The organism is Neisseria sp. HMSC061B04 (assembly GCF_001836705.1).
Classification (GTDB): Bacteria; Pseudomonadota; Gammaproteobacteria; order Burkholderiales; family Neisseriaceae; genus Neisseria.
Genome location: NZ_KV830200.1, coordinates 25,354 through 45,805, shown reverse-complemented (window position 1 = coordinate 45,805; position 20,452 = coordinate 25,354). Strand labels below are relative to the sequence as shown.

Here is a 20,452-nt window from a genome sequence, read left to right as displayed (position 1 = left end):
GTGGAATTTAGGGCTAATCTACGTCAGCCCCAAAAAGAAAACCATACACGCTTCAATAACAAAAAGATGCCGGATTGGGAAAATCCAGTTGGTTACAAAAAATTAATAAAAATATCCATATCCAATTGGCTTAACTTTAAAATAAAATATATGCCGTCTGAAAATTAAAAAGAATAAGGAAATGCAATATGTGGAATCTAATCAACGCCCCCGAAACTGAAATCTTCGGCATTGCCATTGCGCTGATGGTTTTGCTCGGTGTATTTGAAATCATTTCCATGCTGGCAGGCGGTATCAGCGACTGGTTGGACAACCTGTTGCCCGACAGTCTGACCGAAACTGCGCACGCCGAGGTCGGATTGGATGTGGCGGACGCAGGCATATTCGTGCGTTTCCTGAGCTGGCTGTATGTCGGACGTATCCCGGTATTGATGTTGATGGTGGTGTTTCTTGCCGTATACGGATTGACGGGTTATCTGTTTCAGACGGCCTTTGCCACTGTATTCGGCAGTTATCTGAATGGCACGCTGGCAGCAGTCATCGTTTGGTTTCTTTCCCTACCCTTGGTACGCGTAACGGCTGGCGGTTTGTACAAAATTATGCCGAAAGATGAAACCACTGCCGTTTCGCAGGAAAGTTTAATCGGCCGCGTCGGCACAGTGGTGCTGGGCGAAGCTCGGGTAGGCAATGCGGCACAGGTGCGCGTGAAAGATGCTTACGGCCAACAGCATTATGTGATGGTAGAGCCTGACTCTGATGATGTATTGAAACAAGGCGATGCAGTATTGCTGGTGTCGTTGGACGGAAATACATTTAAAGCAATTTTAAATCCGAGCGGAAGCTTGGTGGATTGAGGCCGTCTGAAACTGCTGATTTATCGATACGGGAAAAATAGATACTTTACTGCCCTATCCTCACCATCTGGAAATTTGAAATAACAATTAGAAAAACAACCACCCTATTATTTCAACCCATATTTTTAACCCTTTCAGACGGCCTCTTTCCCTCAAAGCCTTCTGAATCCACCGCCCCCAAAGGCATATTAACAAGAAGAAAGGAAAAACCATGAACTTGGTCTCCATCGGCACCATCGCCGGCGTCATACTCGTCGCGCTAATTGTACTCGGCCTCATCCTGACCCGTCTGTACCGCCGCGCCAGCAAAGAAGTCTCATTTGTCCGTACCGGTTTCGGTGGCGAAAAAGTCATCATGAACGGCGGCGCGATGGTGCTGCCCGTGCTACACGAAATCATCCCCGTCAACATGAATACACTGCGCCTTGAAGTGCGCCGCGCGGCGCAGCAGGCGCTGATTACCCGCGACCGTATGCGCGTTGACGTAATGGCTGAATTTTACGTCCGCGTCAAACCCAGCGCCGAGAGCATTGCGACCGCCGCACAAACGCTGGGTATGAAAACCATGTCCCCCGATGAGCTGAAAGACCTCGTCGAAGGTAAATTCGTTGATGCCTTGCGTGCCGTTGCCGCCGAAATGGCGATGGAAGAGCTGCATGAGAAACGTGTTGATTTCGTTCAGAAAGTACAACAAGTCGTGAGTGAAGACTTGTTCAAAAACGGTCTCGAACTTGAAACCGTTTCCCTGACCGGCCTCGACCAAACCAGCTTTGAGTTCTTCAACCCGCAAAACGCGTTTGACGCGGAAGGTTTGACCAAACTGACCGAAACCATCGAAGGCCGCCGCAAAAAACGTAACGAAATCGAACAAGATACCGACTTGGCGATTAAAACCAAAAACCTCGAAGCCGAGCAGCAACGCCTAAAAATCTCGCGCGAAGAAGAATACGCCAAACTCGAACAAGAGCGTGAGATTGCCGTCCGCCGCGCCGAACAAGAGGCCAGCATTGCCGAACAAGAATCTCAGAAAAAACGTGAGGCGGAAGAAGCAAAAATTGCCGCAGAACGCGAAGTGGATTTGAAACGCATTGCCGCCGAACGCGACATTAAAAACGAAGACATCCGCAAAGCCCAAGCCGTTGAACAGGCAGAGGTTGAACGCCGCAAAGCCATCGAATTGGCCGAGCAAGACCGTGCCATCGCCGTTGCCGAGAAATCGCGTGCCGAATCCGAAGCCAAAGCCGAGGCCGACAAAGCCCGCGCCGCCGCTGTTCGCGAAGAAGAGAGCGTGATTACCGTACGCGAAACCGAACGCGCCGAACGTGCCAAAGCGGTTGAATTGATTGCCGCCGAAGAAGCCGCACAAAAAGACGCGATTTCGCTCACTGTCGCCGCTGAGGCTGAAAAACAAGCTGCACAAGACCGCGCCGAAGCCGTGCGCATTGCCGCTGAAGCAGAAGCTGAGAAACAACGCCTGCAAGCCAAAGGTGAAGCCGATGCCAAAATTCTGTTGGCGCAAGCGCAAGAGCAACAATACAAGGTTGACGCCGAAGGTACCCGCGCCGTCAACGAAGCTGCCAACGTGCTGAGTGTCGAGCAGGTTGAAATGCAAGTCCGCCTTGCCCTCTTGAAACACCTGCCCGACATCATTCGCGAATCCGTCCGCCCAATGGAAAAAATCGAAGACATCAAGATTTTGCAAGTCAATGGTCTGGGTGGTTTTGCCGGTGGTGCAAACGGCGCGGAAGGTGCTTCAGACGGCCAAACCACACAAGCCAGCCTTGCAGACCAAATGGTCAACAGCGCCCTGCGCTACCGCAGCCAAGCCCCGTTGGTTGACGGTCTATTGAAAGAGTTAGGACTGAATGGTGGCGACATCAACGGTCTGACCCAAGGGTTGGATAAAAGCATCGACCAATCATAAACAGATACTGTCATAATGGTTTAAAGGCCGTCTGAAACTTTTCAGACGGCCTTTTGTTTATACAAGAGCTTCCACAAATTCTAATATTTTCAATACTCACCAATTCAGCTCTGTTGCGGTTGCAATAAATTTTAGGAATTATCCACCCTGCTTTTTGTGGTTAAAAAAGATTGAGTGGGTTATTCTTAGCCAAATAACAAGGCTAACTGCTTTGACAATGATCCACCAACAATTGAGTCATAAAAACTGATTCTACCGTTTCGATTTCAAACTTGCCATCTACTCGTCTATCGGTATTTTAATATCAAGCTACTTATCTTCAAGAAAATAAAAAAGCACAACATTTTGTTGTGCTTTTTCTTGATGAACCCACATTACTTGTTTTTTTGCGAACGAAGGTAGTCCAAAGTTTTCAGCTGGGCAATGGCTGCTGCCAATGCTTTGTGCGCTTCGGCCAGAGATTTATCATCTTTGGCTGCCGAAACACCTGCCTCGGCTGCTTTTTTAGCTTCTTCAGCACGCGCCTGATCCATTTCGGTACTGCGGACAGCAACGTCTGCCAATACAGTAATCTTATCAGGCTGTACTTCTAAAACACCGCCGGAAACAGCAACCAGCACTTCTTCAGCTTCACCCGGAACAGTCAAACGCAATGCGCCGGGGCGTACCAAACTCATAATCGGCTCGTGTCGTGGATAAATACCAAGCTCACCTTGAACGGTCGGAACCACCACAAAGCTGGCTTCGCCCGAATAGATGTTTTGCTCGCTACTGACCACTTCAACTTGCATGACGCTCATGCCGACCTCCTTAGTTTAAGGTTTTCGCTTTCTCAACTGCTTCTTCGATGCCGCCTACCATGTAGAACGCTTGTTCAGGCAGATGGTCGTATTCGCCGTTCAAGATGGCTTTAAAGCCGGCAATGGTATCGCGCAGGGCAACATACTTGCCTGGAGAACCTGTAAACACTTCTGCAACGTGGAACGGTTGAGACAGGAAGCGTTGGATTTTACGGGCACGCATTACAGTCAGTTTGTCTTCGTCAGACAATTCGTCCATACCCAGAATGGCGATAATGTCGCGCAATTCTTTGTATTTTTGCAGAGTGGACTGTACACCGCGCGCTACGTCGTAGTGCTCTTGACCCAATACCATCGGATCCAATTGGCGTGAAGTAGAATCAAGCGGGTCAACTGCCGGGTAAATACCCAAAGAGGCAATATCACGGCTCAATACGACGGTTGCGTCCAAGTGGGCGAAAGTTGTCGCTGGAGACGGGTCAGTCAAGTCATCCGCAGGTACATATACGGCTTGGATGGAAGTAATGGAACCGGTTTGGGTAGAGGTAATACGCTCTTGCAAACGACCCATTTCTTCAGCCAATGTCGGTTGGTAACCCACTGCAGAAGGCATACGGCCCAACAGTGCAGATACTTCAGTACCGGCCAGAGTGTAACGGTAGATGTTGTCAACGAAGAACAATACGTCGCGGCCTTTACCGTTTTCGTCTTTTTCGTCACGGAAGTATTCGGCCATAGTCAAACCGGTCAAAGCAACGCGCAGACGGTTGCCCGGAGGTTCGTTCATTTGGCCATACACCATGGCTACTTTATCCAATACGTTGGAATCTTTCATCTCGTGGTAGAAGTCGTTACCTTCACGGGTACGCTCACCCACACCTGCGAACACGGACAGACCGCTGTGCGCTTTGGCGATGTTGTTAATTAATTCCATCATGTTCACGGTTTTGCCCACACCGGCACCACCGAACAGACCTACTTTACCGCCCTTAGCAAACGGACACAGCAAGTCGATCACTTTAATACCGGTTTCCAGCAATTCGGTAGTTGAAGACAACTCGTCGAATTTCGGAGCAGTTTGGTGAATGGCGCGGCTCTTGTCGGTATCGATCGGACCTGCTTCATCAACAGGCGTACCCAATACGTCGACAATACGACCCAATGTACCTTTACCTACCGGCACAGTGATTGGCGCACCAGTATTGCTTACAGACATGCCGCGTTTCAGGCCGTCTGAACTACCCATTGCAATAGTACGGACAACGCCGTCACCCAGAAGCTGTTGAACTTCCAGAGTCAGACCGTTCTCGTCCAATTTCAGGGCATCGTAAACATGCGGGATAGCGTCGCGTGGAAATTCCACGTCAACCACCGCACCAATAACTTGTACGATTTTGCCTTGGCTCATTATCGTATCCTAATTTCCTGTTCAGGCTTCAGACGGCATTAAACTGCCGCTGCACCTGCTACAATTTCTGACAATTCTGTGGTAATCGCGGCTTGACGCGATTTGTTGTACACCAAGCGCAATTCTTTGATGGCATTACCTGCGTTGTCGGTTGCGGCTTTCATCGCTACCATACGCGCGGCTTGTTCAGATGCCATGTTGTCGCTCAATGCCTGATAAACCACAGACTCTAAATAGCGGCGAACCAAATATTCCAATACGGCGATAGGGCTCGGCTCGTAGAGGTATTCCCAAGTAAATGAAGAATGACCTGTTCCGTCGTCAATAACGTTTTCACCGATAGGCAGCAAAACTTCCATACGCGGCTCTTGGCGCATTGTGTTGATAAAACGTGAGTAAACCATATGGATACGGTCTAATTCATGTCTCTCATAACGTTGGAAGATTTCGGTCAAAGGGCCAAGCAACGCTTCCATTTTCGGGGTATCGCCCAAATTGGTTGCACTGGCAATAACGTTCAAACCGATGCTTTGGCATGCAGCCAAACCTTTACTACCCAGGCACACGACTTCGACTTCGATGCCTTGTTCCTGATACTCTTGAACTTGCGCCAAAAACTTTTTCAGTACGTTTGCGTTCAAGCCGCCGCACAAACCTTTATCCGAGGTAATCAAAATGAAACCGGCACGACGCACTTCGCGGTGTGGCTCCAACAATTTGATACCATGATCGGCATTGGTCTGTGCAAGATGGCTCATCACTGTACGCACTTTTTCGGCGTACGGACGCGCTAAGCGCATCCGGTCTTGAGTCTTCCGCATTTTAGAGGTCGACACCATTTGCATCGCTTTAGTGATCTTTTGGGTATTTTGAACACTACGGATTTTGGTGAGAATCTCTTTTCCGACTGCCATTTCAGACTCCTTTCATCTCAATACTTATGCTTGGTAAGCGTAAGAAGATTTGAAAGATTTCATGGCTTCGGTCAATGCTTTTTCGCTTTCGTCAGACATTGCGCCTGATGCATTAATCGCATCCAGAACCTCAGGATGTTGCGTACGTACGAAACTCAGGAATTCTGCTTCGAAAGCCAAGGCTTTGGATACCGGAACATCTGCGTAAGAACCGTTGTTGATCGCCCACAAAGTCAATGCCATTTCGGCAGTGTTCAATGTGCTGAATTGTTTTTGTTTCATCAATTCAGTAACCACTTCACCGTGTTGCAGCTGTTTGCGTGTTGCTTCGTCCAAATCGGAAGCAAATTGGGAGAACGCCGCCAATTCACGGTACTGCGCCAACGCCAAACGGATACCGCCACCCAGTTTTTTGATGACTTTGGTTTGTGCCGCACCACCTACGCGCGATACGGAAATACCGGCATTGATTGCAGGACGGATACCGGCGTTGAACAAGTCGGTTTCCAAGAAGATTTGGCCGTCTGTAATCGAAATTACGTTGGTTGGTACGAATGCTGATACGTCACCGGCTTGGGTTTCAATAATCGGCAACGCAGTCAGAGAACCGGTTTTGCCTTTTACTTCGCCATTGGTCAGTTTTTCAACTTCGTTTTCGCTGACGCGGGCTGCACGTTCCAACAGACGGGAGTGCAGGTAGAATACGTCGCCAGGATAGGCTTCACGACCAGGTGGACGGCGCAGCAGCAGGGAAATTTGACGGTATGCAACGGCTTGTTTAGACAAGTCATCGTATACGATCAATGCATCTTCACCGCGGTCACGGAAGAATTCACCCATGGTACAACCGGAGTAAGGAGCGATGTATTGCAGCGCAGCGGCTTCAGAAGCAGTCGCAGCAACCACGATAGTATGTTCCATCGCGCCATGCTCTTCCAATTTGCGTACTACGTTGGCAATAGAAGATGCTTTTTGACCGATAGCCACATAAATACAGATAACGCCTGTACCTTTTTGGTTAACGATGGCATCCAGTGCTACGGCTGTTTTACCGGTTTGACGGTCACCAATGATCAGCTCACGTTGACCGCGACCAACCGGAACCATAGAGTCAATGGCTTTCAGGCCGGTTTGCATGGGTTGGTCAACCGATTTACGCGCAATCACACCCGGTGCGATTTTTTCGATTGGAGCAGTCAAAGTTGTATTGATTGGACCTTTACCGTCGATAGGACGACCCAATGCATCAACTACGCGGCCAACCAATTCGCGACCGATCGGCACTTCCAAAATACGGCCGGTACAGGTAACTGTATCGCCTTCTTTAATGTGTTCGTACTCACCCAACACTACGGCACCGACGGAGTCGCGCTCCAAGTTCATGGCCAGACCGAAAGTGTTACCGGGGAATTCGAGCATCTCACCTTGCATCGCGTCTGACAAGCCATGAATGCGCACAATGCCGTCTGTAACAGAAACAACGGTACCACGGGTACGCACTTCTGCATTGACGGACAGATTTTCGATTTTGGCTTTAATCAAATCGCTAATTTCAGCAGGATTAAGCTGCATGAAAACTCTCCTAATTTGTCATAGTCGCATACAAAGCATTCAGTTTGCCTTGTACGGACAAATCCAAGACCTGATCACCCACTTCTACTTTGATGCCGCCGATTAATTCAGGGGCAACTTTAGTTACCACATCCAATTTGCTGTTGAAGCGTTTTGTCAGGATATCGGTAACATCGGCCAGCTGCTGAGAACTGAGCTCATACGCGCTGTAAATTACTGCCGATTTCGTATTGTTGTGTATCAAGGTCAAATCTTGATATTGGGCATAAATTTCCGGCAATACCAGCAAACGCTTTTGCTCGGCCAAAACGGTAATAAAATTTGCCAATTCGACATTTTTGATACCGACAAGACCTTTGAGCGTTTCTGCCTTTTCGGAAGCTCCCGTTTCCGGCTGCTCGATGAAAGCAATGACTTTCTCATCCTGAACAACCGCTGCGAGTTCTTTCAGTTCGCCCAACCAAGACTCGATTTGGTTTTTTTCCTGAGCCAGACTAAACAATGCTTTCGCATAAGGTCTGGCAATCGTTGCGAACTCTGCCATAAGATTACAGCTCCTGTTTTAAGGCACTGAGCAGATCTGCATGTTTGGAAGCATCGACTTCTTTACGCAGGATAGATTCCGCACCTTTAACAGCCAATGAAGCGACCTGTTCGCGCAACACTTCGCGTGCACGGTTAACTTCTTGCTCTACATCAGCTTTTGCTTGGGCTGCAATGCGTGCTGCTTCATGAGAAGCTTGCTCTTTGGCTTCTTCTACAATTTTCGCAGCACGTTTTTCGGCGTTGGCAACCATTTCGGTTACCTGATTACGCCCTTCGGCCATAAGTTCTGCAACTTTTTTCTCTGCCTGCTCAAAATCGCTCTTACCGCGCTCGGCGGCAGCCAAGCCCTCGGCGATTTTTGCGGCACGCTCATCCAATGCTTTGGCAATCGGAGGCCATACGAATTTCATCGTAAACCAAACCAAGCCAAAGAAAACTAGGATTTGCGCAAATAAGGTTGCATTAATATTCACGTTACTTAACCTTCGTATCTGGGTTAATCAAACAGACGGCAAGCCTGTATCTGAACGGATCGCTCCGTCTTGATTACGCACCACCAAACGGGTTAACGAAGGCGAACAACAGGGCAATAGCCACACCGATCAAGAAAGCCGCATCGATCAGACCAGCGATCAAGAACAGTTTGGTTTGCAGCGGACCGATCAGCTCAGGTTGGCGAGCAGAAGATTCCAAGTATTTAGAACCAACCATTGCAATACCGATAGAGGCACCCAATGCGCCCAAGGCAACGATCAAACCACATGCGATAGCAATCAAACCCATTTTTAAACTCCTTAAAATAGTAAAGGTTAAACTACAAAAAACAAACTACAAAAAAACTACTTGATTAGTGTGCATCATGCGCCTGTCCGATATATACGAACGCCAACGCCATGAAAATAAATGCCTGCAAGGTGATGACCAAAATGTGGAAAATCGCCCAAGCCAAACCGGCAATCAGGTGGAACACAAATAAAATCGGATCCAAAGTTTCGACACTGCCGGTTGACGCCCATGCACCGCCCAACAGGGCGATCAACAGGAACACCAGCTCACCGGCATACATATTACCAAACAACCGCATACCGTGGGATACGGTTTTGGACAAAAACTCTACCAAGTTCAGCAGGAAGTTGGCCGGAGCAAGCCATGGACCGAAAGGTGCGCAGAACAACTCGTGAATCCAACCGCCAAGGCCTTTGATTTTGACATTGTAGTAAATACAGATCAGCAATACGCCAATCGCCAGAGCCAAAGTCGTATTCAAGTCAGCTGTCGGCACAACGCGCAACAGGGCATGATGATTACCGGTAATGCCTTGCCATGCCATCGGCAGCAAATCAACCGGCAGCATATCCATGGCATTCATCAAGAGAATCCAGACAAACAAGGTCAGACCCAACGGGGCAACGGCTTTACGCGATTGTTCGTTATGGATAATGCTTTTACACATGTCATCCACGAATTCGAACAGAATTTCAACAGCCGCTTGGAAACGACCGGGAACACCAGCCGTCGCTTTTTTGGCACCGCGCCACAAAAGGAAGCTGCCGATTACGCCCAACAGAACGGCAAAAAAGATTGCATCAAGGTTAATGAACGAAAAATCAGCAATGTTTTTCAGTCCTTGACCCTGAGTAACATCCGACATACTGGTCAAGCTTTGCAAGTGGTGCTTGATGTAGTCGGCAGCGGTCATAGTTTCACCTGCCATAGTGTTTTACTCTCAACAATACTAAAAAAACCAAATGACTGACGCCAAGAAACGCCAATAAAAATGGGTAAAATACCAGTGATCGATGCCATATCGCAAAAACGACCAACATAGATACCAGCGACAGCACTACTTTTAAAACCTCTCCGCCGACAAACATCGAGCTTTGCAGATCGGGATTTCGTCGGGAAAACTTTAAAAGTAAAACTGCAACTAGGGTAGGCAAAATGTACGAAAATCCTCCCGCCAAAGCAGAGAGGAAGCCGGGCAATCCGGAGAATAATGCACAAACAACTGAAATTATTAATAATACAATCACTTGCAATGGGACTATCTGATTCATTGTACTTTGTACCCCAAAAAGCAAGGCAGGCTAATATAATCAAGAAGTTTGTTAACGTCAAGCAATATGTTAATCTTTGTGAACCTTTCACAAATAAATGATTAACACATATAAAACAAATCTTTGCTGGAATGGAGTTTAACACAAATTACATGTTGTTACATAGATTTTACAGAAGATTTTGATTTGTATTGTAAACATTTATACGCTCTACGCTTTTTCAAAAATTGAGGCCGTCTGAAAAGCTTTTTTTCAGACGGCCTGTTCTATTTATAAAGCCGTTAGAACGCTTGATTGATGCCCAACTGCTTCAGCAAATATTCGAATGTTTCCGGCGTATCAAAATGCAGCACGATTTTGCCTTTTTTCTGATTGCTGGTTTTGACTTCGGCATTAACGCCCAAATGCTCGGTCAATGCATCATTGATGCGGCGGATATCCGGGCTGATGGTTTTGGCTGCTTCGGGCTTGGCTTTTTGATGCGCCAATTGGCTGCGGCGTTCTACTTCGCGCACCGACCAGCCGTTTTTGACGGCTTTTTGCGCCAACTCCAATTGATCGACCACATGCAAGGTCAGCAACGCACGGGCATGACCCATTTCCAGACGGCGTTGGTAAAGCATTTCTTGAACCGGCTCAGGCAGGCTCAACAGGCGCAGGCTGTTGGAGATGGCGCTGCGGCTTTTACCGACGGCTTTTGCGATGGTTTCGTGGGTCAGTCCGAATTCGTCGGCGAGGCGTTTCAAACCTTGCGCCTCTTCAATCGGATTGAGGTTTTCACGTTGCAGGTTTTCAATCAAACCCATGGCCAACGCGGTTTCGTCGCTGATGGTTTTGATGACGACGGGAATTTCGGTCAAACCGGCCAACTGGGAAGCACGCCAACGGCGTTCGCCGGCAATCAATTCATATTGAGACAGACCACGTTCGCGTACGATAACCGGCTGGATAATGCCTTGTGCCTTAATAGAATCGGCCAATTCCTGCAAGGCTTCGTCATCCATTTGTACGCGCGCCTGATAGCGGCCGGGCTGAATATCGGCGATGGCAACCGTTGTCAGGCGGTCGCTACTGCTGCTGTCCACCGCATTGGATATCAGCGAATCCAAACCGCGTCCCAATCCACCTTTTGCTTTTGCCATATTGTTTTCCCTTTCAGACGGCCTCAATGTTGAAATGACGTATTCTATCGGATATTGCCGATTTACGACAATTTGAATCACGATGATTTGACTATTGCCATTTATTTACGGAGCGAAACCGCAAACACGCCCCTTAAAGCATTGCTCAAGCGGATTTCTTCCGCATTTTCCAACATAGAACGCGAGATGTGGGTTTCTTTGATTGTATCCGCACCTAAAAGCTGAGGCTGCTTCAATACCGCTTGGCGCATCACTCCGTTCAAAATATCCAAATCCAAAGACGGCGTAAGCCATTGTCCCTGATATTTGATAAACACATTGCTTCTTCCTCCCTCCAATAACAGGCCGTCTGAATTGAAAAACAGGCTGTCAAATGCGCCCTGCCCTTCTGCCGTTTTCCACGCCTGGTCAAAAATTTCACGGCGCGTGGTTTTGAAACGGCGCAGATAATCGCGTTGGCTTAATGTGTGCTCACTCAAGATGACGTATTGTTGTTCACTCAATTCAGAAACAGCCGCATGGCTCAATGCAAGGCCGTCTGAAAACAAGGCGGCTTTGACTCTAAACAACCCATTTGGCAACGCATCTATATAATGTTGGATTTGCTCTATTGCGTTTTCAGGCCAAGTCAGGTTGAGCACTTGCGCCGAGCTGTTCAGACGGCCAAAATGCAAATCAAGCAAACGGCATTGTTTGTTTTCCACGCGCATGGTTTCAAAAATACCAAAATCAGGCCGCAATTCATTGAGGAAGCGCGCCTTCCAACCGCACTCGCGATATTCGGCCTCCGGATCGCTATCAATCACAATTCCCGAACCCACGCCATAAACACCTTGATAAAGGCCGTCTGGAACCGGCTTCAGAGATAAAGTGCGGATCACGACATTAAACACGCCTTCAAACCCCAAACCCGTATCACACGGATGCAAAAAGCCGATGCTGCCTGTGTACAAACTGCGCGGTTCGGATTCGAGGGACTCAATAATCTGCATACTCATGCGTTTAGGCGCGCCGGTGATACTGCCGCACGGGAAGGCTGCGCGGAGAATATCGGCAACCGAAACATCAGCCAGCGCCTGCGCTTCGATGGCACTAGTCATCTGCCAAACGCTACCGAAACGGGAAACTTTAAACGGTTCAGGCACGCATACTTTGCCTGTTTGCGCAATTTTGCCGAGGTCGTTGCGCAACAAATCGACAATCATCACATTTTCGGCGCGGTTTTTCGGGTCGTTTTGCAATTCAACGGCGCGGCGTTCATCTTGCCCATCGTGAAGAATCGGCGCAGTGCCTTTCATCGGCTCGGTTGTAATCAGGCCGTCTGAATCGATTTTGAGGAAAAGTTCGGGAGAAAAACACAAAGTCCACGCCTCCTGCCCTGCCCCGTCGGGCAGACAAGACAAAACGGCATACGGCACAGGCTGGCGCAAGCGGCGGTAAAGTTGAATCGGATTGCCGTAAGTTTGCAGGTGCAGGCGTGCGGTGTAATTGATTTGATAGGTATCGCCGCGGCGGATGGCTTCGTGGATTTGACGGATATGCTCGAGATAATCGGCTTCGGATACGGAGAATCGGGGAGTAGAGATGCCTGCCTCAAGGCCGTCTGAATGATTGGCCAGCCAGTTTTCGGCATCGATTTCGGAATAATCGGCAAACCAGTGCAAACGCAGACTGCCACTGCGGCCAGACGGAATATCCATCAGCGGCAACCCGAATTCGTAGTCTGCAAACAACACTGCATGCAAACCCTTTTTCCAGCCGGCTTGCAAAATACTTGTTAACGAATCCAGTTCGTTATGATAAAACCGATGGCTTTCTACATGATTTTGATAGAGTTTTGCTCGGCCGCTCACGGCATCGTCAAACAGGGCGAAATAAGGCATGATTGCTGTACAAATAGGCTGATTATACGCTGCTTTTACATAAGTTAGCAGACAAATTCAAAAAAAGTACTCTAATGTAATTTTATGTAGTCGAACGAGGCATAAAAGGGTAGAATCAAACCATACCACACTATATCATTTAAAACTTAATCGATAAGGAGACTTTATGGCAGACCACCAATTAGAACCGTTCGAGAATGTTGAACTGGGCGAGAAACAAGACCAGCTGCAAGTATTCGAAAAGGCTGTTTTGGAACACGAAGGACGCGGCACTGACGAGGATTCCAGCAGCGCACCGCTTCCTGCCAACTACCCGTACAAACAACGTATGCGCCGTTCTGTTTACGAAAAAGAAAAACAGAAGCTGCAAATCGAATTATTGAAAGTACAAAGCTGGGTTAAAGATTCCGGTCAGCGTATCGTCAGCCTGTTTGAAGGCCGCGATGCAGCCGGTAAAGGCGGTACCATCAAACGTTTTATGGAACATTTGAACCCGCGCGGCGCACGCGTTGTCGCACTGGAAAAACCGACCACTACCGAACGCGGCCAATGGTATTTCCAACGCTACATCCAAAACCTGCCGACCGCAGGCGAAATGGTATTCTTCGACCGTTCATGGTACAACCGTGCCGGCGTAGAACGCGTCATGGGCTTCTGCGAACCTAACGAATACCTGCTCTTCATGCGTCAAACCCCTGAATTGGAACGCATGCTTGTTGCCAGCGGCATCCATCTGTTCAAATTCTGGTTCTCCGTATCCCGTGAAGAACAACTCCGTCGCTTCATCTCTCGCCGTGACGATCCACTGAAACACTGGAAACTGTCCCCTGTGGATATCCAGTCGCTCGACCGCTGGGACGACTACACCGAAGCCAAAAACGCCATGTTCTTCCACACCCACACCGGTGACGCGCCTTGGGTCATCATCCGCTCCGACGACAAAAAACGCGCACGTTTGAACTGTATCCGCTACTTCCTGCACCAGCTGGACTATCCGGGCAAAGACGTGAAAGCCATCGGCAAAGTGGACGATAAAATTGTTTTGATTCCCGACACACGTTACAAAGAAAAAACCGTAGACATCGGACACGATTAATTCTTAAAGCATCAAAGGCCGTCTGAAATTTCATCTTTCAGACGGCCTTTTCTTAATCCTCACGATTCCAATACGTTTTTTGTGCGAATACCAATTTATTGTCAGTAAATTTCACATTATCCAAATTCAACGCCCAAACATCACTTTTCATCACTCGAGCAGCAGGATGCGCTTTGTAAAATAAAGACTGCGCCGCTTTCAAATCCGCTTCATCTTCAATCAAAGCGGCAGTCGCCGCAAACTGAACACCGCTGATTTTCGTGATACTGTCAGGCTGACCGGCGATGGTGCCGGCTACTTTGGCAGAACGGCTCATCAGTCCGCCATGCTTTGTTTTCAAAGAAGTCAGCACAATCAGGCGGGCATTGGCCTCATCAAACACATAAAAACAACAAGCCGCCCAAACTTCGCCGTCTGCCGCAGCGGCAATACTGACGACATGATGATTGCTCAAAAATTTAACAATATTGGTAGGAATCGCTTGCATAATTTTTATCCTCTTTCTCAGTGTATTAAATTTATTTTCAGGCCGTCTGAAACATCAGCCCTGCCAGCGCGGCGCATCGGTTTGAACAATACCGAACAAGTCCAAAGCATGAGACACGCTGTGCGTAATCATATCATCAATGGATTCAGGCTTCTGATACAGAGCCGGAACGGGAGGAAACACAATACCGCCCATCTCCGTTACACGGCGCATATTGTCGATGTGTGCCAAGTTTAACGGCGCTTCACGCACCATCAACACCAGCCTGCGCCGCTCTTTCAACGTTACATCCGCCGCACGGCTGAGCAAATTATCGGCAAACCCGTGAGCAACCGAAGCCAAAGTTTTCATTGAACACGGCGCAATCAACATCCCGTCCGTCAAAAACGAACCGCTGGCAATACTTGCGCCGATATTACGGACAGAATGCACGACATCCGCCAAAGCATAAACGTCTTCTTTGGTGTAATCCGTTTCCAAAGCACGGGTCATCTCCGCCCCTTGCGAAACCACCAAATGCGTTTCTACCTGATGCTCACGCAAAAGCTGCAAAGCCTTCACGCCATACTGAAAACCGCTGGCACCGCTGATGCCGACAACCAAACGCTTCATTGTATTTCCCTGTCTCGGCCTAAAAATAAAGGAAAAGCAGATTCTCAAGACGAAAAAATAACCGCTAAAAAGCGGTTAGATTTTCTAATGTGGTGCCGACAGCGAGATTTGAACTCGCACAGCCTACGGCCACTACCCCCTCAAGATAGCGTGTCTACCAATTCCACCATGTCGGCATAAATCAAATTGTCTTACTGCTGCTGAGGATTCGGAGCAACAGGAGTTGTATTGTTTTGTGCAGGCGTTGCAGGCTTAGGAGCCTGTTGGGTCTGCTTCACATCGCTGAAGTCTAAACCGTGCTTATTGGAGTGGGTGTGAATATACACCATTGCCATGCAGGTCGCAAAGAAAAATGTTGCAGCAACGGCAGTCGAGCGGCTGAGGAAGTTGGCATTACCGGCAGAACCGAATACGCCTTGCGCGCTACCGCTGCCAGAACCGAATGTTGCGCCGGCATCCGCACCTTTACCGTGTTGCAGCAATACTAACACGATTACGAATAGAGCGGAAATAATATTAATAATCCAGATAAGGGTTTTAAAGGCTTCCATATGTTTTCTACGAGGCTTGTGCTGCGTTGATGATGGCGGTAAAGGAGTCATATGATAATGACGCGCCACCAACCAATGCGCCGTCTACATGAGGTACTGCGAAGATGTCGGCCGCGTTATCCGCTTTCACACTTCCGCCGTAAAGAACGCGGATTTTAACATCGCTTCCGCACAAAGACAAGATTTCTTTGTAGATAAATGCGTGCATGTCGGCGATTTGTTCGACAGTGGCGACTTTGCCTGTACCGATCGCCCAAACCGGCTCGTAGGCAACGGCGATGTTTTTGGTGTTCAAACCTTGCAGGATGGAAAGCTGGTGGGCAATGACTTCGTGTTCTTTACCGGCTTCGCGTTCTTCCAAGCTTTCGCCGACGCACAACAATGGAATCAGGCCGACGTTGAGGACGTTTTCCATTTTGCGGCGTTGGATTTCGTTTTTCTCGCCGAAATAAAGGCTGCGCTCGGAGTGGCCGATGAGGACGATGTCTGTACCGATGTCGGCAAGCATTTCGGCGGACACTTCGCCGGTGTACGCGCCGTTATTCGGGAAACGGCTCACGTCTTGCGCACAGGTCAAGATGCGGTTGTTCAAAACAATCTGCATGGCGTTGTGCAATTGCAACAGATAAACGGTCGGAGCGGCGAGGCCGATGAGGACGCGTTCGGCGGTGGGCATGATGCGGAAGCGGTGCATAAGCGCATTGTTGTTTTGGAGTCGGCCGTTCATTTTCCAGTTGCCGATAACCCATTTTTGATCCCACATTCCGATTTGGTGATACATCTTTATTGCTCCGTGTGTTGGTTGTTGCTTGCTGTAGCGTCATGTAATGTGAAAGTTTAGTGGATATATGTGCGCTTGGCAATTATTAACGAGCCTCCGGGCCGTCTGAAAGATGGCACACTCTCCGACAAGGATTTATAATGTATGCTTCGATAAAATTAAGAATTGAACGGAGCACAAATATGGACTTTGAAAAAGCGCGTTTCAATATGGTTGAACAGCAGATTCGTCCGTGGGATGTCTTGGACTTCGACATTTTGGATGCTTTGGAGGAGATCGAGCGCGAACATTTTGTCGGCGAGGCTTTTCAAGGTTTGGCCTATGCGGATATGGAGCTGCCGCTGACCAACGGCCATAAGATGTTGGAACCCAAAGTCGTTGCCCGCCTGGCTCAAGGTTTGAAACTGAAAAAAGACGAAACCGTCTTAGAAATCGGTACAGGCTCAGGCTATGCAACTGCCCTGCTGTCCAAACTGGCCGGCAAAGTCGTCACTGACGACATCGATGCCGAGCAGCAGCAACGCGCCAAAAAAGTTTTGGACGAATTGGGCTTTACCAACGTTGATTATGTGCAAAACAACGGCCTGACCGAAGCATCGCAAGGCGCTCCTTTTGATGCGATTTATGTGGGCGGCGCAGTAGACAGTGTGCCTGAAATTCTGAAAGAGCAACTGAAAGACGGCGGCCGTATGGTGGTCATCGTCGGCCGCAAACCGGTACAACGCGCGCTTTTGCTGACGCGTAACGGCAATGAGTTTTCCGAAAAGGTATTGTTCGACACCGTCGTAGCACACTTGGAAGACAAATCAGCCAATCCGTTCGGCGATTTCGATTTTTAAACAACAGGCCGTCTGAAAGTTCAGACGGCCTCATACTTTTACACCCTACCCTATGACCGACATCATCCAACTCTCGCCCGCCGAATTGAAACAATGGCAGGACGAAGGCCGCGCATTTCATCTGCTCGATGTCCGCACCGATGAAGAACGCGCCATCTGCACCCTGCCCGCTGCCATTCACATCCCGATGAACCTCATCCCACTGCGCCAAAACGAGCTGCCCGACGACGATTTGCCCATCGTCGTTTACTGCCACCACGGCATCCGCAGCCTGCACACGGCAATGTATCTAGAAGATGCCGGATTTGAAAACCTCTACAACCTGCAAGGCGGTATTGATGCTTGGGCAATGCAGGTGGACAGCAAAATGATGCGGTATTGAATCGGTTTTATCAATAAAAGGCCGTCTGAAACTGGGTTTCAGACGGCCTTTGTGATTATTTCACAAACCGTGCATCTGCCATAAACGGCCGTGTAGCCGCCGGTTTGGCAGAATAAAAGCGGGAGAAAGTGCTGTCGATTTTGGTCTGTATCGGTTTACCGTCCAATGTTGCCGATGCTTCCAATTTCACGCCACCGCCACTGGTTTCGCCTAATTTCATATTTGGCAACGTCAGTTTGGCAATATTGAGTTTCACATTTTCCACTTTGGTATCGGGAGACATCAGCTGTTTGCCGACGGGGCGGATTTTCTCACCCTCATCATGAGGCGCGGCACCACTGTTGTCATCAACCACGCCGATATTAATCAATCGGGCAGATGCCAAATCCATCTTGCCGTTTTGAACCGGAATACCGACAAACAGTTTTACGCCGCGATGAATAAACGTATTGTCCCGCCACTGAGTTTGGCCTTCTTTCGGTGGTTTGGTTTCTGCCGCCACCGAATAAGTGCGGCCCATAATCATCAATTTATAACCCGGAATTTTTTTCGCACCCAATCCATCGGTAATGTCTTCGACCAGTTGCGGCGCAGTCAGGGTTTCGTTTGCCAAAATACGGGCTGAAGTTTCTGCCAGATGGGCGGGCTTGCCGTCTATGGTCAATGCCTGTTCATGGCCGAAATCAGATGCAAATGCAGGCACGGCGGCCAGCGCGGCGGCCAATGCTAGAATACGGATGGTTTTCATTGCAGACTCCTGATAAAAATGTAATTGGGTTGATTACCCGATAAAATCCGGGCGATATTGATTGGAGTCGATATTTTTATATAAATGATATAGATTATCAAGAATATTTAACTTTTAAAATTGAAAAGGCCGTCTGAAACCCAGTTTCAGACGGCCTTTTCAATTTGGCTTAAAACCTTCTATCAGTCTTTGAAGCGTTTGAATACCAATGTGCCGTTGGTACCGCCAAAGCCGAAGGAATTGGAGATGGCAACGTCGATTTTCGCGTCACGTGCTTCGTTGGCACAGTAGTCCAGATCGCAACCGGCTTCAACGTCTTGTTCAAAGATGTTGATGGTCGGTGGAGATTTTTGCTCGTGTACCGCCAACACGCTGTACAACGCTTCCACACCGCCAGCCGCGCCAAGCAAGTGGCCGGTCATGGATTTGGTGGAGTTAACGATGACTTTGCGCGCATGATCGCCCAAAGCGCGTTTGATGGCTTTGGTTTCGTTGGCATCGCCCAAAGGAGTCGATGTACCGTGTGCGTTGACGTAATCAACGTCTTCAGGATTCAGGCCGGCATCTTTCAGGGCGCGGGTAACGGCCAATGCAGGACCTTCTTCGTTAGGCGCGGTAATGTGGTAGGCATCGGAGCTCATGCCGAAGCCGACGATTTCGGCGTAAATTTTCGCACCGCGTTTTTTCGCATGTTCCAATTCTTCCAACACCAGCACGCCAGCGCCTTCGCCGATAACGAAACCGTCACGGCCTTTGTCCCACGGACGGGAAGCGGTGGCGGGATCGTCGTTGCGGGTAGAAAGGGCTTTCATCGCAGCAAAGCCGCCCACGCCCAAAGTGCTGATTGCGCCTTCCGCACCGCCGGCAATCATCACATCCGCATCGCCGTATTTAATCAGTCGTGCAGAGTCGCCGATGGAGTGCGCGCCGGTGGTACAGGCAGACACCATGCCGTAGCTCGGGCCGCGGTAGCCTTTAAGGATGGTCACGTGGCCGGAAATCAGGTTGATCAACGAGCCCGGAATAAAGAAAGGATTGATTTTGCGCGCGCCGCCTTCGAGTACGGCTTTGCCGGTCGCTTCAATGCTCGGCAGGCCGCCGATACCGGAGCCGATGTTGACACCGACACGGTCTTTGTCGAGGGTTTCCAAATCGTCCAAGCCTGAATCATTGATGGCTTGCAGGGCGGCGGCGATACCGTAATGGATAAACACGTCCATGCGGCGCGCTTCTTTCGCGCTGATGTATTGGCCGATGTCGAAATCGCGTACTTCGCCGGCGATTTGGCTGTTGATGTCGGATGCGTCAAAGCGGGTAATCCGTCCGATGCCGCTTTTGCCTGCGAGCAGATTGCTCCATGCGGTGGCGACGTCGTTGCCGACCGGTGATACTTGGCCAAGACCTGTGATGACTACTCTTCTCTGACTCATGATAATCTCGCTGTTAGTTGTCGGGATTTTCGCGGCAGACTTGCTCTTTTTCTTCGTGAAAACGGGCAAAACTCATGCCGTCTGAAATTTCAGGGGTTTGATAATAAGGTAAAAGCCTCTATTGCGATGGCGCAGCAGAGGCTGGGTGTTTGAGGCGACCGATTAGCCTTGGTGGGCGTTGATGTAGTCGATAGCCAATTGTACGGTAGTGATTTTTTCAGCGTCTTCGTCAGGGATTTCGCAGCCGAAAGCTTCTTCCAAAGCCATCACCAGTTCCACGGTGTCCAGAGAGTCAGCACCCAAATCGTCTTGGAAAGAAGATTCGTTTTTCACTTCGGCTTCGTTTACGCCCAGTTGTTCAGCAACAATTTTTTTAACTTGTTGTTCGATGTTTGACATAATTAGTCGTTCCTTTTCGCCTTGCGG

Annotated in this window: 23 protein-coding genes and 1 tRNA gene; 5 read left to right on the top strand and 19 right to left on the bottom strand. The window is 49.1% G+C overall.

Annotation, left to right across the window (positions count from 1 at the left end):
• Window positions 1-188: 188 nt before the first annotated feature.
• Both HMPREF2661_RS07825 and HMPREF2661_RS07820 read left to right on the top strand, forming a co-directional pair.
• On the top strand, window positions 189-854 hold the full coding sequence (locus HMPREF2661_RS07825; protein ID WP_003748116.1) for a YqiJ family protein: 666 nt from the start codon (window positions 189-191) through the stop codon (window positions 852-854).
• A 211-nt stretch (window positions 855-1,065) separates the two neighbouring features.
• Entirely contained in the window at window positions 1,066-2,778 is a 1,713-nt protein-coding gene (locus HMPREF2661_RS07820; protein WP_049323103.1) for a flotillin family protein, read from the top strand.
• Window positions 2,779-3,152: 374 nt separating this feature from the next.
• Here the strand turns inward: HMPREF2661_RS07820 and HMPREF2661_RS07815 are convergent, their stop codons facing one another.
• The 11 genes from HMPREF2661_RS07815 to HMPREF2661_RS07770 all read right to left on the bottom strand — a co-directional run bounded on the left by HMPREF2661_RS07815 (window position 3,153) and on the right by HMPREF2661_RS07770 (window position 13,100).
• Entirely contained in the window at window positions 3,153-3,578 is a 426-nt protein-coding gene (locus HMPREF2661_RS07815; RefSeq protein ID WP_036492070.1) for a F0F1 ATP synthase subunit epsilon, read from the bottom strand.
• Between the two features lie 10 nt (window positions 3,579-3,588).
• Window positions 3,589-4,986 (bottom strand): F0F1 ATP synthase subunit beta, encoded by a 1,398-nt coding sequence (gene atpD / locus HMPREF2661_RS07810; protein ID WP_003748111.1) that lies wholly within the window; start codon window positions 4,984-4,986, stop codon window positions 3,589-3,591.
• A gap of 38 nt (window positions 4,987-5,024) precedes the next feature.
• Window positions 5,025-5,900, bottom strand: coding sequence for a F0F1 ATP synthase subunit gamma (gene atpG / locus HMPREF2661_RS07805; RefSeq protein ID WP_049323104.1), 876 nt, complete (start codon window positions 5,898-5,900; stop codon window positions 5,025-5,027).
• 24 nt (window positions 5,901-5,924) lie between these two features.
• A complete protein-coding gene (gene atpA, locus HMPREF2661_RS07800) occupies window positions 5,925-7,472 on the bottom strand; it encodes a F0F1 ATP synthase subunit alpha (protein ID WP_036492075.1) in 1,548 nt (515 codons plus the stop codon).
• 10 nt (window positions 7,473-7,482) lie between these two features.
• The gene (locus tag HMPREF2661_RS07795) at window positions 7,483-8,016 is read right to left on the bottom strand and encodes a F0F1 ATP synthase subunit delta (protein WP_003683778.1); all 534 of its coding nucleotides are present in this window, start codon (window positions 8,014-8,016) and stop codon (window positions 7,483-7,485) included.
• 4 nt (window positions 8,017-8,020) lie between these two features.
• Window positions 8,021-8,491: a F0F1 ATP synthase subunit B gene (locus tag HMPREF2661_RS07790; protein ID WP_003708446.1), complete on the bottom strand. Its 471-nt coding sequence runs from the start codon at window positions 8,489-8,491 to the stop codon at window positions 8,021-8,023.
• A 73-nt stretch (window positions 8,492-8,564) separates the two neighbouring features.
• Window positions 8,565-8,801: a F0F1 ATP synthase subunit C gene (gene atpE / locus HMPREF2661_RS07785; RefSeq protein WP_003748101.1), complete on the bottom strand. Its 237-nt coding sequence runs from the start codon at window positions 8,799-8,801 to the stop codon at window positions 8,565-8,567.
• 64 nt (window positions 8,802-8,865) lie between these two features.
• Window positions 8,866-9,732: a F0F1 ATP synthase subunit A gene (atpB, locus tag HMPREF2661_RS07780; protein ID WP_003748099.1), complete on the bottom strand. Its 867-nt coding sequence runs from the start codon at window positions 9,730-9,732 to the stop codon at window positions 8,866-8,868.
• Window positions 9,722-10,075 (bottom strand): ATP synthase subunit I, encoded by a 354-nt coding sequence (locus HMPREF2661_RS11240; RefSeq protein WP_049323105.1) that lies wholly within the window; start codon window positions 10,073-10,075, stop codon window positions 9,722-9,724. The genes atpB and HMPREF2661_RS11240 overlap by 11 nt, the downstream gene beginning before the upstream one ends.
• Window positions 10,076-10,356: 281 nt before the next feature.
• Complete coding sequence (locus HMPREF2661_RS07775; protein WP_049323106.1) at window positions 10,357-11,217, bottom strand: ParB/RepB/Spo0J family partition protein; 861 nt, start codon at window positions 11,215-11,217, stop codon at window positions 10,357-10,359.
• Window positions 11,218-11,318: 101 nt separating this feature from the next.
• Window positions 11,319-13,100: a bifunctional chorismate-binding protein/class IV aminotransferase gene (locus HMPREF2661_RS07770; RefSeq protein WP_049323107.1), complete on the bottom strand. Its 1,782-nt coding sequence runs from the start codon at window positions 13,098-13,100 to the stop codon at window positions 11,319-11,321.
• 166 nt (window positions 13,101-13,266) lie between these two features.
• Here HMPREF2661_RS07770 and ppk2 point away from each other — a divergent pair, with 166 nt between their 5' ends.
• A complete protein-coding gene (gene ppk2 / locus HMPREF2661_RS07765) occupies window positions 13,267-14,196 on the top strand; it encodes a polyphosphate kinase 2 (protein ID WP_036492084.1) in 930 nt (309 codons plus the stop codon).
• Window positions 14,197-14,248: 52 nt separating this feature from the next.
• On the opposite strand, the gene HMPREF2661_RS07760 is transcribed toward ppk2, so the two are convergent.
• From HMPREF2661_RS07760 to tpiA, 5 genes are all read right to left on the bottom strand, one after another.
• A complete protein-coding gene (locus tag HMPREF2661_RS07760; protein ID WP_070615650.1) occupies window positions 14,249-14,683 on the bottom strand; it encodes a PNPOx family protein in 435 nt (144 codons plus the stop codon).
• 54 nt (window positions 14,684-14,737) lie between these two features.
• The gene (locus tag HMPREF2661_RS07755; protein WP_070823165.1) at window positions 14,738-15,295 is read right to left on the bottom strand and encodes a UbiX family flavin prenyltransferase; all 558 of its coding nucleotides are present in this window, start codon (window positions 15,293-15,295) and stop codon (window positions 14,738-14,740) included.
• A gap of 90 nt (window positions 15,296-15,385) precedes the next feature.
• Window positions 15,386-15,471 (bottom strand) — tRNA-Leu (locus tag HMPREF2661_RS07750).
• A 15-nt stretch (window positions 15,472-15,486) separates the two neighbouring features.
• Window positions 15,487-15,846 carry a preprotein translocase subunit SecG gene (secG, locus tag HMPREF2661_RS07745; RefSeq protein ID WP_036492092.1) on the bottom strand — a complete coding sequence of 120 codons (360 nt, stop codon included), beginning with the start codon at window positions 15,844-15,846 and terminating at the stop codon, window positions 15,487-15,489.
• 7 nt (window positions 15,847-15,853) lie between these two features.
• A complete protein-coding gene (tpiA, locus tag HMPREF2661_RS07740; RefSeq protein WP_004464448.1) occupies window positions 15,854-16,627 on the bottom strand; it encodes a triose-phosphate isomerase in 774 nt (257 codons plus the stop codon).
• 182 nt (window positions 16,628-16,809) lie between these two features.
• On the opposite strand from tpiA, the gene HMPREF2661_RS07735 reads away from it, so the two are divergent.
• Both HMPREF2661_RS07735 and HMPREF2661_RS07730 read left to right on the top strand, forming a co-directional pair.
• Window positions 16,810-17,466, top strand: coding sequence for a protein-L-isoaspartate O-methyltransferase family protein (locus HMPREF2661_RS07735; protein WP_049323112.1), 657 nt, complete (start codon window positions 16,810-16,812; stop codon window positions 17,464-17,466).
• Window positions 17,467-17,518: 52 nt separating this feature from the next.
• Window positions 17,519-17,848, top strand: coding sequence for a rhodanese-like domain-containing protein (locus HMPREF2661_RS07730; protein WP_049323114.1), 330 nt, complete (start codon window positions 17,519-17,521; stop codon window positions 17,846-17,848).
• Window positions 17,849-17,903: 55 nt separating this feature from the next.
• Here HMPREF2661_RS07730 and HMPREF2661_RS07725 read toward each other — a convergent pair whose 3' ends face one another.
• From HMPREF2661_RS07725 to acpP, 3 genes are all read right to left on the bottom strand, one after another.
• Window positions 17,904-18,596, bottom strand: a complete 693-nt coding sequence (locus HMPREF2661_RS07725; RefSeq protein ID WP_049323115.1) for a hypothetical protein — start codon at window positions 18,594-18,596, stop codon at window positions 17,904-17,906.
• Between the two features lie 182 nt (window positions 18,597-18,778).
• Window positions 18,779-20,026 carry a beta-ketoacyl-ACP synthase II gene (gene fabF, locus HMPREF2661_RS07720; protein WP_049323116.1) on the bottom strand — a complete coding sequence of 416 codons (1,248 nt, stop codon included), beginning with the start codon at window positions 20,024-20,026 and terminating at the stop codon, window positions 18,779-18,781.
• A gap of 162 nt (window positions 20,027-20,188) precedes the next feature.
• On the bottom strand, window positions 20,189-20,425 hold the full coding sequence (acpP, locus tag HMPREF2661_RS07715; RefSeq protein WP_003679644.1) for an acyl carrier protein: 237 nt from the start codon (window positions 20,423-20,425) through the stop codon (window positions 20,189-20,191).
• Window positions 20,426-20,452: the final 27 nt, after the last annotated feature.